Annotated in this window: 16 protein-coding genes and 1 pseudogene; 5 read left to right on the top strand and 12 right to left on the bottom strand. The window is 33.1% G+C overall.

Going from position 1 to position 16,088, the window contains the following annotated elements; translation table 11 throughout:
• Positions 1-128 precede the first annotated feature (128 nt).
• Positions 129-590 carry an Hsp20 family protein gene (locus GW534_RS01345; RefSeq protein WP_161919256.1) on the top strand — a complete coding sequence of 154 codons (462 nt, stop codon included), beginning with the start codon at positions 129-131 and terminating at the stop codon, positions 588-590.
• 50 nt (positions 591-640) lie between these two features.
• Here the strand turns inward: GW534_RS01345 and GW534_RS01340 are convergent, their stop codons facing one another.
• From GW534_RS01340 to GW534_RS01325, 4 genes and pseudogenes are all read right to left on the bottom strand, one after another.
• The gene (locus GW534_RS01340) at positions 641-1,114 is read right to left on the bottom strand and encodes a YppG family protein (RefSeq protein ID WP_161919255.1); all 474 of its coding nucleotides are present in this window, start codon (positions 1,112-1,114) and stop codon (positions 641-643) included.
• A gap of 58 nt (positions 1,115-1,172) precedes the next feature.
• The gene (locus GW534_RS01335) at positions 1,173-1,544 is read right to left on the bottom strand and encodes a YppE family protein (RefSeq protein WP_161919254.1); all 372 of its coding nucleotides are present in this window, start codon (positions 1,542-1,544) and stop codon (positions 1,173-1,175) included.
• Positions 1,545-1,627: 83 nt separating this feature from the next.
• Positions 1,628-1,843: a hypothetical protein gene (locus GW534_RS01330; protein WP_161919253.1), complete on the bottom strand. Its 216-nt coding sequence runs from the start codon at positions 1,841-1,843 to the stop codon at positions 1,628-1,630.
• Positions 1,844-2,168: 325 nt separating this feature from the next.
• Positions 2,169-3,130 (bottom strand): annotated as a pseudogene (locus GW534_RS01325) (DUF2515 family protein).
• 51 nt (positions 3,131-3,181) lie between these two features.
• On the opposite strand from GW534_RS01325, the gene recU reads away from it, so the two are divergent.
• Together recU and GW534_RS01315 are read left to right on the top strand one after the other, a co-directional pair.
• Entirely contained in the window at positions 3,182-3,775 is a 594-nt protein-coding gene (recU, locus tag GW534_RS01320) for a Holliday junction resolvase RecU (protein ID WP_161919252.1), read from the top strand.
• A 142-nt stretch (positions 3,776-3,917) separates the two neighbouring features.
• Positions 3,918-6,587: a PBP1A family penicillin-binding protein gene (locus GW534_RS01315; protein WP_161919251.1), complete on the top strand. Its 2,670-nt coding sequence runs from the start codon at positions 3,918-3,920 to the stop codon at positions 6,585-6,587.
• A gap of 30 nt (positions 6,588-6,617) precedes the next feature.
• Here GW534_RS01315 and GW534_RS01310 read toward each other — a convergent pair whose 3' ends face one another.
• The 6 genes from GW534_RS01310 to GW534_RS01285 form a co-directional block, all read right to left on the bottom strand.
• Positions 6,618-7,094: a YpoC family protein gene (locus tag GW534_RS01310; RefSeq protein ID WP_161919250.1), complete on the bottom strand. Its 477-nt coding sequence runs from the start codon at positions 7,092-7,094 to the stop codon at positions 6,618-6,620.
• The gene (nth, locus tag GW534_RS01305; RefSeq protein WP_161919249.1) at positions 7,081-7,749 is read right to left on the bottom strand and encodes an endonuclease III; all 669 of its coding nucleotides are present in this window, start codon (positions 7,747-7,749) and stop codon (positions 7,081-7,083) included. Before nth ends, GW534_RS01310 begins: the two co-directional genes overlap by 14 nt.
• A gap of 14 nt (positions 7,750-7,763) precedes the next feature.
• Entirely contained in the window at positions 7,764-8,468 is a 705-nt protein-coding gene (locus GW534_RS01300) for a DnaD domain-containing protein (protein ID WP_161919248.1), read from the bottom strand.
• A gap of 168 nt (positions 8,469-8,636) precedes the next feature.
• A complete protein-coding gene (locus GW534_RS01295; protein WP_246203829.1) occupies positions 8,637-9,680 on the bottom strand; it encodes an ABC transporter permease in 1,044 nt (347 codons plus the stop codon).
• A complete protein-coding gene (locus GW534_RS01290) occupies positions 9,658-10,617 on the bottom strand; it encodes an ABC transporter ATP-binding protein (protein ID WP_161919246.1) in 960 nt (319 codons plus the stop codon). The genes GW534_RS01295 and GW534_RS01290 overlap by 23 nt, the downstream gene beginning before the upstream one ends.
• Before the next feature lie 2 nt (positions 10,618-10,619).
• Positions 10,620-11,732, bottom strand: coding sequence for an NEW3 domain-containing protein (locus tag GW534_RS01285; protein ID WP_407670428.1), 1,113 nt, complete (start codon positions 11,730-11,732; stop codon positions 10,620-10,622).
• Positions 11,733-11,974: 242 nt separating this feature from the next.
• Between GW534_RS01285 and GW534_RS01280 the strand changes: the two genes are divergently transcribed.
• Entirely contained in the window at positions 11,975-12,562 is a 588-nt protein-coding gene (locus GW534_RS01280) for an RNA polymerase sigma factor (RefSeq protein WP_161919244.1), read from the top strand.
• Entirely contained in the window at positions 12,552-13,277 is a 726-nt protein-coding gene (locus GW534_RS01275) for a hypothetical protein (protein ID WP_161919243.1), read from the top strand. Before GW534_RS01280 ends, GW534_RS01275 begins: the two co-directional genes overlap by 11 nt.
• Positions 13,278-13,385: 108 nt before the next feature.
• Here the strand turns inward: GW534_RS01275 and asnS are convergent, their stop codons facing one another.
• Together asnS and GW534_RS01265 are read right to left on the bottom strand one after the other, a co-directional pair.
• Positions 13,386-14,678, bottom strand: coding sequence for an asparagine--tRNA ligase (asnS, locus tag GW534_RS01270; RefSeq protein ID WP_161919242.1), 1,293 nt, complete (start codon positions 14,676-14,678; stop codon positions 13,386-13,388).
• Positions 14,679-14,873: 195 nt separating this feature from the next.
• The gene (locus tag GW534_RS01265) at positions 14,874-16,061 is read right to left on the bottom strand and encodes a pyridoxal phosphate-dependent aminotransferase (protein WP_161919241.1); all 1,188 of its coding nucleotides are present in this window, start codon (positions 16,059-16,061) and stop codon (positions 14,874-14,876) included.
• Positions 16,062-16,088 lie beyond the last annotated feature (27 nt).

The raw sequence follows: 16,088 nt of genomic DNA, 5'->3' as shown, positions 1-16,088 counted from the left end.
GTTCTATACTCAAAATTTATACAATACACGAAAAGCTCTCTTTATTAAAATAAGCGAATGCTTTTCACGTACATATTTTTTATTCATATATTATAGCAAAAAATAATATGTAGCGAGGTGAATCATACTTGAGTAATGATCATTCTAAAAAGTCAAATCTTCCTGATGATCCTTTAAAGGAATGGTTTAATTTTTATCCAATTTTCCAAGATCGTCCTTTCAGGAATTTATTAGAAAGTATTGATGAATTATTCCAAATCAATTATTTTAAACCGCGCTTTCGAGTAGATGTTCAAGAAGAAGAGGATAAGTATATCGTGTATGCTCAATTACCCGGCGTAAGTAAAGACCAAATTCATCTACAAACAATGGTCAATCGTTTAACAATTACTGTTTATCATTCAGAAGTTGAAACAATCAAAAATGACAATACAAAAAACACACATAATAAAAAGTCATACTCTCAAGTAAGTCGGACAATTCCGTTTTACCATCCCGTATTAGAAAATCGAACGAAAGCAACGTATCGTGATGGATTATTGACAGTGACCGTACCTAAACAAAAAGGAAATTTGATTGATATTGAATAAAAAAATAACAGGGCATGCCGTTACAATTTCTAGTAAGGTATGCCCTATAATTATGATTTAAACATAAACTTAAATCCTTTAATAAACGCTTGTAATTGATTTAATGTTCCCATTAATTGACCAGCAGTGGTAAACATTTTATTTAAATCAACGGTGCCATCTTGAGTTTTAAAGTATTTCATAATTCCATTCGTTTCCACTTTTGACTGTTGTTCTAATGGAGGTAAATGTTGTTGAATTTGTTTATTCATTGCAAACGGATCGAAATTTTCGAAATTATAAACTGGATATAAAGGGTTATCAAATAAAACTTGAATTGGAAATTGTTCAGTTGGTGGTCGTTGTAGATAATCGTGATATCCCAAATTAACCATAGGTGAAATTCCTTGTGTTATCATTGGTCCAACTTGTGAAGGCATCATTGTATTGATAGGTACAGGATGAAAAGGATGTTGATTTTGTAAATAAGGCGGTAATTGTCTAGGGAAATATCGGTAGGACATTCCATTTCTGTTCATATACATCGCAAGCCCCTCCTACTTTTCCCCATTATTTTATGTGTAATTATCTAAATTTGTGAATTTATACTTTTTGTTTTTTGTTAATTTCTGTTAATAGTTTTTCTAATGTATAATTTATGGAATTAACAGAGTGCTTAAACCTCGCATAACTTGTTTTTACAAAAAACGATTGAGCACATATTTCCTTTATATTGTCAGAACAAGCTTCAACTTGTTGGACAAATAAATTTTTCGGTTGATTTTCAGTGACCCACTCCCTCGCTAACTCAAGCCATTTGTCTGTAAAATCGAACACTTCATCGACAAAAGGTTGGATCACTGTATAAAAATCTTGTTCAACGCCTGTTTCACGGACAGTATCATAGTTATTATTAATTTGAGTTAAGTACTCTTTCATTTTTAATGTTGCATTTTTTGTTGATAAATGGTCCATAGATGTCACCTCAATTAAAGAATACCACAAAAAAAGAGGACCTAATAAATAATAGGCATTTATATCTCTACATAGTTTGAATGTTAAACTACCTTTTTTTCATAATTTCGAAAATATTCATCCAATATTTCCCCAAGCTCCCTTTCAAGTTTTCCGATAGAATTTTTTCGCTCTTCAATTATTTCATTACGGCTATTCTTCATTACTTTAATTAACTTTTTTTCTAACAATTCTAATTCCGTTTCTAATTTACTTAAGCGATTTAATACAACATGCGATTTCATTATCGGTTTGGTCATTATCATCCCTCCAATAAACGGCTTTAAATACCTATTTCTATTTTCTATAAAAACTTCCTTCTCCCTTGACAAAACTAGAAAAGATTCGCTAAAGAAAGTCTTTATTTGACAAAACTTCATAATGATTTGTCGAAGAATGATAATTTCTGATTTGTTCATACTATGGAATGTTAGGAGGTGTAGACGTGGCGAAAAAGAAGAAGAAAAATAAAGGTGCAGAAAAAGAAAATCGAGCTTATACTAAAGCAGCTGAAGGTAATCCAAAATTAGAAGGACCAAACCGCCCATCAACGTAAATGTTTGAGCAGGAATAACACCTGCTCTTTTATTCATTCAAATTTTGCCATTCTTTAACATTGTGTAATAATGACATTTCAACCATTTTCTTTTTATACCAATTTGTTATCTCTATTTCATCTTTAAGTTTAGGTGGATTAAACCAAGTTTTTTTGACCTTCCTCTGTTGATCCCATGAAATTCCATATTCAGGCAAATGTTCAATTATTGGAAATTTCATTCGTAAATATGGCGTATCCCTTACCCTTTTTTCATTAAAATATTTTTCATAATCATAACGCGACCCAGTATGAGGTGTTTTCTTAACAAATTGAATAAACTTTTGTGTTTGACCTGACGAAAATAATATCCTTGATAAATTTTTACCAAATTCTATTCTTACATTTAAATTTTGAAACTTTTTCATCGTTGCACCATATATTTTACCGGATAACGTTGGAAAAAAATAACATAAAAATGGAGCCATTCTTGTAATTGAAAGGGTAGTGATTTAATAATACTTATATGGTACACTTGGTTATCTATTACGGGTGCTTGAATTAAATTTTGCTCATTAATTATCAAAGCATAGAGCAATCTAGTTTCATCCCGATTTTCCCAAAACCTCTGCCACTCTTTAATCATAAATTCCGAAACATGAAAATATCGTAATAAATGAAACATTGGCTGACCATATTTCGTCGAATAATGGTAGAGTAATAATTGCGGAAAGGCATCATTATATATAAGCCAATTCGCCCGCTCATACATTAAAAATAAAGTTTGTCTGTATGTATTAGACATAGTCTTTGCTAATCGATTACCTTCAAGGTCACACATATTCCAGCCAGTGTTTCGAGAAACTAGACTAGCAAGTAGTGACCATTTTATCTCTTTGTAACAGAAATAAAATAGCTCATATTGATTAGTTCGTGATATATTATCTATGTTACCATTCCTTGTTTTTCTTTTAACAATCTTTATAATTCGCTTTTCGAAATCAGAAAGCAATTCAGTTTCACTCCTTCTATTGACGGTCTAGTAAGACTTGAGGTGAAAAAAATGGAAATACGTTATCCAAACGGGAAAGTTTTTAAACCTACAAAAAATGAATCAAAACTTAAAAATTACCAATATGGTAATCGTGGTATGACTTTGGAAGAAGATTTAAATGAATCTAATGAATATTATTTAGCTAATAAGATTGCGGTTATTCATAAAAAACCGACTCCTATTCAAATTGTGAAAGTAGACTATCCCCAACGGAGTAAAGCAGTAATAAAGGAAGCTTATTTTAAAACGCCGTCCACAACCGATTATAACGGGGTATATAAAGGAAAATATATTGATTTTGAAGCAAAAGAAACGAAAAGTAAAACATCCATACCGTTACAAAACTTTCATCATCACCAAATTGAGCATATTAGACAAGTGATAGCATGTAATGGGATATCATTTGTTATCATTCGCTTTTCAACGACAGAGGAAGTTTTTCTACTTGAAGGTAGGTTTTTATTACAATTTTGGGAGCGGATGGAAAATGGTGGAAGAAAATCAATTGCAAAAGATGAACTTGTCCAATATGGACATCAAATTCCTCTTGGCATTCATCCTCGTATTGATTATTTAAAAGTTATTGATCAAATTTATGATTAAAGTATTAAATATTCATTTCTAATAGTTTTTTATTTTTTTCTGTTTATAATAGAACTAGATTATATCTATTAATGAATTTGTTACTTTAAATTCCATCATATAGTGAATCACTATAATAGTTGGAATGAAAGGAAGATTAACTATGTCAGAACAATATAAATCAAGAACTGAAAGACGCGAAAAAGCAAAACAAGAGAAAAGTAGAAATAGAAGATCCAGAAATACTGGAAACAAAGAGAAAAAATCCTTTAAAACAATTGCTAAACGAATCTTTTTAACCCTACTTGTAATAGGATTTATTGGTCTAATAGCAGGTGTAAGTGTTGTAGCATATTGGATAAGTGATGCGCCTAAATTTGATGCTGCAGCATTAAAAGACTCCGTTCCGTCAACGATTTATGATATGAATAAAGAAAAAATTACAGAATTAGGGACGGAAAAACGAGATTTAGTTTCATTCGAAGAAATTCCTGATCTCGTTCGCGATGCAATTTTAGCTACAGAAGATGTTCGCTTTTTTAAACATAGCGGAATTGATTTAATTAGACTTGGTGGTGCTGTCTTAAGTAATATTACCGATGGTTATGGTTCTCAAGGTGCTTCAACGTTAACACAACAAGTTGTGAAGTTGTCGTTCTTATCAAATGAAAAAACAATGAAACGAAAAGTACAAGAAGCATGGTTATCCATTCAATTAGAGCAGCATTTTACAAAAGAAGAAATATTTGAAATGTACGTAAACAAAGTAAATATGGGAAGAAACGTATATGGAATTAAGAAAGCAAGTGAGACGTATTTTGGTAAATCGTTAGACGAATTAACGTTACCAGAAGCAGCTGTTATCGCTGGTCTCCCGCAACGTCCAAATGCTTATAATCCATTAGTAAATCCTGATTTAGCAGATGAACGAAAAAATATCGTATTAAGATTAATGCATCAGCATGGTTTTATATCAGAAAAAGAAATGAAAGATGCGCAAAATATACATGTTTCTTCTCTAGTCGTTAGCGAAGAAGAAATTGCTATCGATGATACACCTTACGATGCGTTTATTGATAAAGTAATTGATGAAGTTGAAGAGCTTGGATATAACATTTATACTGACGGTTTAGAAATTTATACAACTATGGATCGAAATGCACAAAACAAAGTGTTTGATTTATTAAATAATAATGATGAATTTTCAGATGAAGAAATTCAGGCTGGAATTATTTTAACTGATACGAAAAATGGGGAAATTCGAGCGATTGGTGGTGGCCGTAACCAAACGGTTAAACGTGGGTTTAACTATGCGATTGATACGGAAAGACAACCCGGATCTACCGTAAAGCCAATTATGAGTTATGGTCCAGCAATTGAGCATTTCAAATGGTCACCAGCACATATTATTAAAGATGAACCGATGAAATATACTGGTACAGACATTAATATTCGAAATGTGGATGGTAGTTATTCTGGTAACCAAACTATTCGTTATCATTTAACACATTCACGAAATATACCAGCTGTTAAAGCATTAAAAGAAGTAGGTATGGACAAATCAAAGGAATTTGCTGAAAATCTCGGTATTACTTTTAAACCAGATGAATCTGTTGTGGAATCTTATGCACTCGGTGGCTGGCAATATGGTTTATCCCCACTCGAATTAGCAGGAGCTTTTGCAACTTTCGGGAATGAGGGAATTTACAATGAACCACATGCGATCCGGAAAATTGTTCTTCCTGATGGAAGAGAAATTGATATGTCACCAAAATCAAAACGAGTAATGCAAGATTATACGGCATTTTTAATAACAGATATGCTTAAGGATGTTGTAACAAGTGGTACTGGAACTCGTGCTCGTGTACCTGGTGTACCAATTGCTGGAAAAACTGGTACTTCAAACTATTCAGATAAAGACAAAGCAAGATGGAATATTGGTCGTGGTGGTGTACCAGATTCATGGTTTGCAGGATATTCGACAAATTATACAGCAGCAATTTGGGTTGGTTATCCAAAACGTGAACAGGCATTATATAGCCCAGATACACGACTTTCTCGCTCACTATTTAAAGAACTAATGACTTATATGCATGATGGTATTGATACACCTGATTTCAAACAACCAGATAGTGTCGTAAAAGTTGCAATTGAGAAAGGTTCAAATCCACCGAAGAAGGCAAGTCCATTTACTCCTGAAAGTGAGATTTATTATGAATATTTTGTTAAAGGAACGGAGCCTACTGAAGTTTCAACAAAATTCGATTCTATTCCTGCAATTACAAGTCTAAGTGTGGATTATAACGAAAATGCACAAAAAGCAACATTAAATTGGGAATATAGTTCTGAATTAAATGATGTCTCCTTCGAAGTATATGTCTCAATTGATGGATCTAGCGAGGAATTAATAAGTACTACGAAGAAAAAAGGTCTGCAGGTTGAAAATGTAGTTCCTGGATTAAAATATACGTTTACCGTTTATGCGTTAGTTGATAACAATAAGAGCGACCCTGCCAGTGTTACTCTAGATTTATCAGCCTTTATAGAAGACATTGAAAACGGGGATCAATCGGATAATGGGGCAAACGATGATAAGAATCAAGGAAACAAAAATGAGAACGACAATAACGGAAACAGTAATGGAAATAATAATGAAAAAGGTAATTCCAACCAAGGGAATGGTAATGGAAATAATGGGTCAGGAAACGGCAATGGTCAAGGAAACGAAAATGGCAATAATGACTCTGGAAATGACGAAAGTCAAGGAGACGGGAATGACAATGATAATGTAGCCGGAAATGATAATGACACTGGTGAAGATCAACCTGAATAACGTAAAAAGAGTGAATCGATTAAGTTCGATTCACTCTTTTTTGTTAGACATTATTTTGTTACGATAATAAGCTTTTTGTTGTTCAATAAATAACTCAGAAAGTTGAAGAAAGGACGGATAAAGAAATGGATTTTCTAATATGAAAGTCAGTCGATCAACAACATTTATAGGTTTAATGGTTAAATTTTTTAATTTATCATTTAAATTTATTAAAGATACAGGTTTCTTATTTGACCAAAAAAGTAGTTTTATATATAAACTGCAAGCTTCAACCATCTTCGTTTGAATAACATCTCTTTTTCTTTCATGAAATCCATTTTCTATTTCCACTTTTAATTCTTCCCAACTGTTTACTAATTGTTTTAATGATTGTTCTTCATTGTCCCAGGGATAAACATTAATGGAATTCCCTCTTGATAAATAATTATATTCGTCAGGAAAAAGATCTTTAGTATTTAATCCATTTTTATCAAAAATCGGATGTTGCAGTTCATTATTTTGTTTCATTTGATCGTTCAAGACCTTTCGTTCGCTTTTTCCCTTCTCTACATAAAGATAATAGCGGACATTCTAAACAATTTGGATTTTGAGCTTTACAGTGATACCTACCGAAGAAAATTAAACGATGGTGTGTAATCCCCCATTCTTCCTTAGGTACTTTTTTCATTAACGTTTCTTCCACTTGTAAAACCGAGTCTTTCCATCTGCAAATGCCAAGGCGCTTACTTACTCTTTCCACATGGGTATCAACAGCAATGGCAGGTATATTAAAAGCAACAGACGCAACAACATTTGCTGTTTTCCTACCTACACCTGGCAATTCCATCAATAAATCACGGTCAGCAGGAACTTCTCCGTCATATTTTTCAATGAGCATTTTACACAGTTTTTGAATATTTTTCGATTTATTTCTCCATAGTCCAATAGAACGAATGTCTTGTTGTAATTCTTCTAATGGTACATTTAAATAATCTTCAGGTGTTTTATATTTTTCAAATAAAGTTTTCGTCACTTTATTTACTAATACATCCGTACATTGAGCTGATAAAACTACTGCAATTAATAGTTCGAAAGGATTGCGATGATTTAATTCACATTGTGCATCCGGAAACATACGTGCGATTTCATCTAAACAATATCGTATTTCCTTCTTCGTTAGCATATCTCTTCTCCCTTTTAATTTTCTAGCCAATTGTAAAATGGAACGGAATCATTCCGCTTCACAGGTTCATCTATTTTTCTTTTTTGTTGTTGATGCATTCGGAACTTTTTACCTTGTTCCTGTGCTTGCTCAACGGTTTTAATACCATTTTTCTTCCATTCAAAAAGTATTCGGTCGATATAACGGAAATTCAATTTACCTGACATAACTGCCTCTTTTAATGCCGCTTTTATTAACGCAGGCTCGTGTTGATCATTATCAAGCCACATTGTTATTGTTTCTATTTCTATGGGAGAAAGCGGACGAGCAAACTCTTGTTCAAACATCGTAAAGACATTTCCTTCTTCATCCTTTTGTTGGGCCTGAATTTCTCCCTTTTCATTTAATATATGTTCATCTATTAAACGCATCCAAAGTGGTCTTAAAGAATATTTTTCAAAATATATCCCGTTATCAGACTTCCCTTTAATAATTTCTAAATAGTTTCTTTGTACTAGTGAGCCAATTAATTGTGAACATTGTTCAACGTTTAACGTCATTCGCTCAGCGATTTCATCATGGGTTGGAAAATCATTCCCATTCTCAATAAAGGAATAAATATGCAATAGTGTCATACATTCTAAATCCGTTAGACCGATTTTTTTATAATAGCTGAATAAAAAAGAAGGAATCGATACAACCCCTTCTTCAATCCAGGACAGAAACATTTTTTTATACATTAACAGCACCTCAGTATAAGTATAGCATGAAAAAGTATTTATTATAAGAACATCGTCACCATGATATTATTACAAAACATCTCTGAAATATAGATTTTTTCATTTATATAAATGCAAAAGATCCAATTGTTTCGAATGAAAGCAATTGGATCTCAAAAAATTTTGTTCTTAATGTGCACGTATCTCCTGTCTCATAAATATGATATATGCAATAGCAAAGCAGATTAAAGTAGCAGCAATTAATCCAGTTAATTGTGGCCATATCAGTAATAAGCTTTGACTAAATGGTAACGGGCTTGCAACTGCACCAACTGTTTGTTCAACTGTTAACGGACCTAAACTTCGAACTGTCGGCGAAAGCAAAGTTGTCGTCGATTCATTAAATAAATAATTCGGTGAAATTCTAAGTAAGTTAAGTATAAATGTCGATCGGTCCAAAGCATCTTCTATAGTAGTAAGGGAATTTGGATTCAAATAAGATTTAGAGAAAAGATTTATAATCATAGAATAAAAAATACTAAAAAACAACCAAATAGCAATCGATGATAATGCTGATGTAGCCGCCTGCTTAAATATAACAGAAAATAATATGCCTAAATTTAGCCAAAACGCAATATAAACAATACATAGGAATAAGAAGAATAAGATACGTAGAAATTCTTCTAATGTTGGCGGAATCCCTAAAATTAAAATGCCTAATGCTGTAACTAATAATCCTAATGAAAAAAATAAAATTGCACAGAGCAATAATGAAGCAATAAACTTCCCTGTTATAACAAAGTCTCTCGGAATTGGTTGAGCCATTAGACGGCTTAATGTTCCTTTATTTCTTTCAGAATTAATTGCATCAAAACCAAGAGCAATCCCTAATAATGGTCCTAAAAACCCGACAAAGGTGATAAAGGATGGAAGAGTACCATCACTCACCGTAAACAATTGTAAAAACAAATAAGAATGTCGCCCTATCTCTTCAGCATCGCCGGCTGCTTGATCAATCGCATCTTGTATCGAAGTTATAGCCGTATATAGTGAACCAATACAAGTTAATAATATGATAGCCAGTAAAATGATTATTCGCCAACTTCGAATATAGTCCGTAAACTCTTTTTGAACAATTGTCCAAAATACGGATGGTATTCCACTGACTGATTCAAATTTATCAAACTGAAACAAGTGATTAACTTTATCTTTAATGATGTTGTAATTCATCATTTTCACGTCCTTCAAAATAACGATGATAAATTTCATCTAAACCAAAATTTTTCCTCTGAATGTTGTATAAAGAAGCTCCTTTTTCTATAACCGTCTTACTTATAATAGGCGAAACATCTTCTTTGCAATATATAATCATATAATCATCGTTTATCTCTACTTTATTTACATTAGGTAACCCCTTAATAGCATCTTTCAACTCTTCTGAGATGGGATTACATTGCACATAAATCGTGAACGTATCTTCCAAAAATAATTTTTGTGCTAACGTCTCCATATTCCCTTCAGCAATTAATTTTCCTTTAACAAATATACCGACACGATCACAAATTTGTTGCACTTGGTGTAAATGATGTGAAGATAATAATACAGTAATTTTTTCCTCAACATTTAGTTGTTTTATTAATTGTAAAAAGTCACGAACACCTTCAGGATCGATTCCTAATGTCGGTTCATCTAAAATTATTACCTCCGGATTTTTAATCAGCACATCAGCTAAACCTAATCTTTGTCTCATTCCTCGTGAATATTTACCTGCTTTTTTATGGGCTGCATCAATTAATTTTACTTTGTCTAACAAATAGAGTGCTCTTTTTTCTGCTTCTTTTGAGTCTAGACCATTTAGACGTGCTGTATATATTAAATTTTCCAACCCTGTCATATTTTGGTAAAAACCGACATCATCTGGCAAATAACCTACCTTCCGTTTAACTTCGATAGGATTTCTTGTTGAGTCAATACCACAAACTCTAACTGTTCCTGCCGTTGGTTCACTTAGACCTAATAACATTAAAATGGTAGTCGTTTTTCCTGCCCCATTCGGTCCAAGCAGACCGAATATCTCGCCTTTTTTAATGGAAAGAGATAGTTGATTAACAGCTACTTGATCTTCGTACTGCTTTGTTAAGTTGTCTATCTTAATAATTGGTTCTGTCAATCTTATCTCCTCCCATATTTTTTAACAATGTAATATAAACCAGCGATTACAATAAGAATAATTAATACTGCAACAATTCCCCATAGCGTTGACGTTTCAACCGATATTCTAAACGTTGCATTTGCAGATGTTTCGGCGGAAGTTGCTGAAAAAGTGGCTACATAATCACCAGCAATCGCTTCATCAGAAGCAGTTACTTTCACCTTTACTGTTTCAGATTGACCAGGCTCTAACTGTGCAATCGTACTCTTATCAAATTCCGTTTCCCAATTCGGAGGGGTTTGAGCTGATAAATTAATATCAACTAATGGTGCTGTTCCAGTATTTTTTACTACTAAATCTATAACCTTATCATCGCCAGCGGTAATATCTGTACTTAAGTTTCCATTTGGAGTTGTTAGTTCCATACCATAACTACCTGTAATAACAGCTTCTAATGTTAATTCTGCTGTTACATCCCCTGCTTGTGCTTGGATAGGAATTTCAAAGGTTCCTTCTTCTACATTTTCAGGTGGCGTAACTTCAATAGTAATATCCTTTGATTCATTTGGCTCTAAAGCAATTGACGAAACTGAGTCGCCGCCAGATTTAAATACTACTCCCCAACCTGCTCCTGCCTTTGAACTTAATGCATAATTTTTTTGACTTGCAGTCCGGTTACGTAATGTTGCCGTATATGTAAATTGTGAATCTGCATGGCCTTGTAAATTAGCTTGTTCAGTTGTAAAGTCTGACACTGAAGCGCCAGATTCTGTTATACGTACTAAAAATTGTAGTGAAGACTTTCCACTCTCATCAGTAGCAACTAAATTAAAACGATAATCTTCTTGTTCTACATCACCAGGTACAGTAATCACTAGATTTATAGTTTCCTCACTAACTCCACGCACTGATAATTCTTGTATTTCTCGACCATCTGCAGATAATTGATAAGTCCATCCTTCTGGTAAATCTTCAAGTGAAAAAGACATGTTTTTTATACTAGATCCATTATTAATAACACCGACTGTATATTCAATTGTATCTCCTGGTGAAGCAGATACACCAGTATAAGGAGTGAATAAAGATACATTTTCGACAGCTAAAGTTCCTTGTGGTTTGATTAGTGTCATCATTAAGACACTGCAAATTAAAAAAGCTATGATGTTCTTAATTCTCTTATCCATGTTTATTCCTCCTTTAATTGCATTTCCACTATTGTTACGTTACAACTTTAAATTTGGATTTGTTTTTTATGAAAAATTTTAAGAGAATATGAATTTTATCTTGGGATGATTTTTAAATTTTACAGTAACAAAATCAATTGTACTTCCGTCATAATTTATGGAGAAAATTACGAAAACAAGGAGGCAATAAAATGGACAATCAAGAAAGTATTCAATTATTGGAAAATATTGCTTCTGGTTCTCGTGTTGCTTTTAATATTTTCTACGAAAAATATATTTCCTTTGTTTATCAAATTGCATTATCGATCATCCAAGATCAATCAGAAGCAGAAGATGTTTGTCACGATGTGTTTTTAGAAGTGTTCCAAAAAGCAGAGCAATATAGTAAAACAAAAGGTAGTGTCAAAACCTGGCTTGCTGTTAAAACAAAAAGTAGAGCAATAGATCGTATACGAAAAAATAAATATTTACTCGTAAAACGACTAGAACAATTAATTGAAATGAATGGAAAAGTTAACGGAGCAGACTTACAGTTTCTCCAAATGTTCGAGCAAAATTTAGTTTTCGATGCTTTAAATTGTTTGCCTAAAGAGCAACGGGAAGCAATAATTCGCGCTTACTATCGCGGAGAAACACATAAAGAAATTGCTTCAACAATGAAAAAGCCTCTAGGCTCAGTAAAATCTCTCATTCGTTACGGTATAAATAATTTACGAAAACAGAAGGATTTGATTAATTGGATCGATACTAGTCGAGGTGAAAAGAAAAGTGGAGCATAAGCAACATTTGTATGAAGAAAAGATAATTGACTATATATTAGGTAATATCGATGAAAAAGAAGTTAAAAAAATAAGCATACATATTAATCAATGCGCGCATTGTCAAAGGATACTAAATAATTGGAAATTTGTTTTACATAAAAGACCGAATGAAGTGAGAAATCCTTCTAAGTTATTAAAATTGCGAGTGTGGAATAGTATTGAAAACCTACAAAATCGATCTAAACAAATAAATAGATTAAAGCCTTCAATTTTATTTACGAGTATTGCTTTAATAATAATTATCTTTTTTACAACAACAAATTTGTTTAGCGAAAAAACAAATGAGAAATACTTTGCGACAGAACAGCAAAATGCCGATTTTGTGGAAAAAAATTTTCAGGAAAATCAACATACTCAACAATTACCAATCATCCCAGTAAATAATCAAAACGATCTTAACGGTAATGTTTGGGTGAATGTTGTAACGAAAGAGATGCTTTTACAAGTAAAAGGGTTAGAACAAGTAACCAATCAAGATCATCAACTATGGATTATATATAAGGACGATACTTTTGATTATGAAATTCTACCGATTGTTAATGGAGAAACGAAGATTTTTATAGAAGATATTAATGTTGAGGAATTTAAACTCTTAAAAGCAAGTATTGAACCAAAAGGAGGAAGCAGAAATCAAACTGGACGAGAAATATTTTTTGTGGATTTCAAAAAATGAGTTATTGAAAACAAAACTCTAGTCAACATAAAAAAATAAGGTGACGGACGCTTTCCGCCGTCACCTTTATTTTTTGCTTATTCAGCTCATTTTTTATTATCTACAGCATTATGGGAATAGACGATTTAGTAGACGTGGGAATGGGATTGTTTCCCGTACGTGTTCTGCACCAGTAATCCACGCAACTGTACGTTCTAAACCTAATCCGAAACCGGAATGTGGTACGGCACCATATTTACATAAATCTAAATACCAACCATAAGCATCTAATGGTAGATTATGCTTTTCAAGGGCAGCTTTCATTAACTCATAATCATAAATACGTTCTGAACCACCGATAATCTCCCCATATCCTTCTGGAGCAATTAAGTCCGCACATAGTACTACATCATCTCGGTCTGGGTGTGGCTGCATATAGAACGGTTTAATATCCTTAGGAAAGTTAACGATAAATACTGGTTTATCATAGGCATTTGCAATTGCAGTTTCATGTGGAGCCCCGAAATCATCGCCCCACTCAATATCATCAAAACCTTGTTCATGTAAAAACTTAATGGCATCATCATATGTAATTCTAGGAAATGGAGCTTTTACATTTTCTAATTTTGAAGTATCACGGCCTAATGTTTGTAATTCTAATGCACAATTTTTCAAGACTGATTGAACAATGTAAGATACATATTGTTCTTGTACTTCTAAACTTTCTTCATGTGTTGTAAATGCCATTTCTGGTTCAATCATCCAAAACTCAATTAAATGACGACGAGTTTTTGATTTTTCAGCACGGAAAGTTGGTCCGAAGGAGAACACTTTTCCAAAGGCCATAGCCGCCGCTTCCATATACAATTGTCCACTTTGAGAAAGAAACGCATCTTCATCAAAATATTTAGTATGGAAAAGTTCTGTAGTACCTTCAGGAGCACTACTTGTTAAAATTGGCGGGTCAATTTTAATAAAGCCCTCTTTATTGAAAAATTCATATGTAGCACGGATAATCTCATTACGGATAATCATATTGGCATGTTGTTTTTTCGAACGTAACCATAGATGACGATGATCCATTAGAAATTCTGTACCATGTTCTTTTGGTGTAATAGGATAATCGTGAGCTTCATGGATTAACTCAATATTAGTAACTCCTAATTCATATCCAAATGGTGAACGGGAATCTTCACGGACAATACCAGTTACATAAAGTGAAGATTCTTGTGTAATTGATTTTGCTAATTTAAAAACTTCCTCTGAAACTTCTGCTTTAACAACAACACCTTGGATAAAGCCAGAACCATCTCGAAGTTGTAAAAAGGCAATTTTACCGCTAGAACGCTTATTAGCTAACCATGCACCGATGGTTACTTCTTGTCCTACGTAATTTTTAACTTCAGCAATTCTTGTTTTCACAAAATTCCCTCCAAAAACGATTTACTCGTAAATAGTCCTTATACATTATAACGCTCAATTTTCAGTCAAGCAATGTTTACTAACAGTTATTCCCCATAATTTTATAAAATAGAAAAAGGTCTACCCTTCATAAACACTTTCATTAGATTGTAAATTTTAAATCTAACTAGTGTTTAAGAGGATAGACCAAAAATATTATTGTGCCATTTTTTCTTCAACAAAATTTTTAATCCGTTTTGCTGCTTCTATTAAATCCGCCTCACTTGTAGCATATGATACACGAATGTAATCAGGTGCTCCGAATCCTGCACCAGGTACGACAGCAACATGAGCCTCTGATAAAAGAGCTTTAGCAAATTCATCTACAGTACTGTATCCGCATAATTTTGCTGCTTCTTTTACATTTGGAAATAGGTAGAATGCTCCTTTTGGTTTCAAGCAAGTGAAACCTGGTATATTGACAAGGGCTTCGTGAAACATATTTAATCGTTTTTCAAATTGAATACGCATTTCCTCAACAACATCTTGTGGACCATTGAATGCTGCAAGGGCTCCATATTGGCTTGGCGTAGTAGGGTTAGATGTGCTATGACTAGCAATCGAGGTCATCTGTTTAATTAATTCTTTATTACCTGCCGCATAACCAATTCTCCATCCAGTCATTGAATATGCTTTTGATAAACCATTTATGATTACCGTAATTTGTTTTAACTCCTCTGAAAGCTGGGCGATAGAAACATGTTTTTGACCATCATAAACTAATTTTTCATAAATTTCATCGGAAACAATTGTAATGTTATGTTTCAAACAAATACTTCCAATTTCAAGTAGTTCCCTTTCAGAATAACACATTCCCGTTGGATTTGATGGTGAATTGATAATAATTGCTTTTGTTTTACTTGTCACAGCCCCTTCCAATTGACTTGCCGTGAGTTTAAATTCATTTTCCTCAGTTGTTTCAATAATAACAGGAACTCCACCAGCTAATTTAATTTGTTCCGTGTAACTTACCCAATAAGGCGCAATAACAATCACTTCATCGCCTTCATTTAACAAAGCTTGGAATAATGTGTAAAGTGCATGTTTTGCTCCATTTGTTACAATGATTTCAGAAGTTTCATATGTCAATCCTTGATCTTTTAACAATTTATCACATACAGCTCGTTTTAATTCTTCTATTCCACCTGTAGCTGTATATTTTGTTTTACCATTTAATAACGCTTGATAAGCTGCCTCAATAATATGATCTGGTGTATTAAAGTCAGGTTCTCCAGCTCCTAAGCCAATGACGTCAACTCCACTTGCTTTCAATTCTTTTGCCATCGCTGTAATTGCTAATGTTGCTGAAGGTGTTAATGTTTTTGTTCTGTTTGCTAAATCCATTTTTTATATCCTCCTCGTCGGATTTAA

This window comes from Pallidibacillus pasinlerensis (genome assembly GCF_009996845.1).
In the GTDB taxonomy this organism is placed as follows: domain Bacteria; phylum Bacillota; class Bacilli; order Bacillales; family Caldibacillaceae; genus Pallidibacillus; species Pallidibacillus pasinlerensis.
This window is presented reverse-complemented; position numbering and strand designations above follow the sequence as displayed.

Excerpts from the sequence above, each read along its gene's own strand:
- GW534_RS01340 (WP_161919255.1), bottom strand. The coding sequence starts at position 1,114 with ATGTATATGAACAGAAATGGAATGTCCTACCGATATTTCCCTAGACAA.
- GW534_RS01330 (WP_161919253.1), bottom strand. The coding sequence starts at position 1,843 with ATGACCAAACCGATAATGAAATCGCATGTTGTATTAAATCGCTTAAGT.
- GW534_RS01265 (WP_161919241.1), bottom strand. The coding sequence starts at position 16,061 with ATGGATTTAGCAAACAGAACAAAAACATTAACACCTTCAGCAACATTA.
- GW534_RS01285 (WP_407670428.1), bottom strand. The coding sequence starts at position 11,732 with ATGATGACACTAATCAAACCACAAGGAACTTTAGCTGTCGAAAATGTA.
- GW534_RS01295 (WP_246203829.1), bottom strand. The coding sequence starts at position 9,680 with ATGATGAATTACAACATCATTAAAGATAAAGTTAATCACTTGTTTCAG.
- GW534_RS01335 (WP_161919254.1), bottom strand. The coding sequence starts at position 1,544 with ATGGACCATTTATCAACAAAAAATGCAACATTAAAAATGAAAGAGTAC.
- recU (WP_161919252.1), top strand. The coding sequence starts at position 3,182 with ATGGAAATACGTTATCCAAACGGGAAAGTTTTTAAACCTACAAAAAAT.
- GW534_RS01315 (WP_161919251.1), top strand. The coding sequence starts at position 3,918 with ATGTCAGAACAATATAAATCAAGAACTGAAAGACGCGAAAAAGCAAAA.
- GW534_RS01300 (WP_161919248.1), bottom strand. The coding sequence starts at position 8,468 with ATGTATAAAAAAATGTTTCTGTCCTGGATTGAAGAAGGGGTTGTATCG.
- nth (WP_161919249.1), bottom strand. The coding sequence starts at position 7,749 with ATGCTAACGAAGAAGGAAATACGATATTGTTTAGATGAAATCGCACGT.
- GW534_RS01280 (WP_161919244.1), top strand. The coding sequence starts at position 11,975 with ATGGACAATCAAGAAAGTATTCAATTATTGGAAAATATTGCTTCTGGT.
- GW534_RS01310 (WP_161919250.1), bottom strand. The coding sequence starts at position 7,094 with ATGAAACAAAATAATGAACTGCAACATCCGATTTTTGATAAAAATGGA.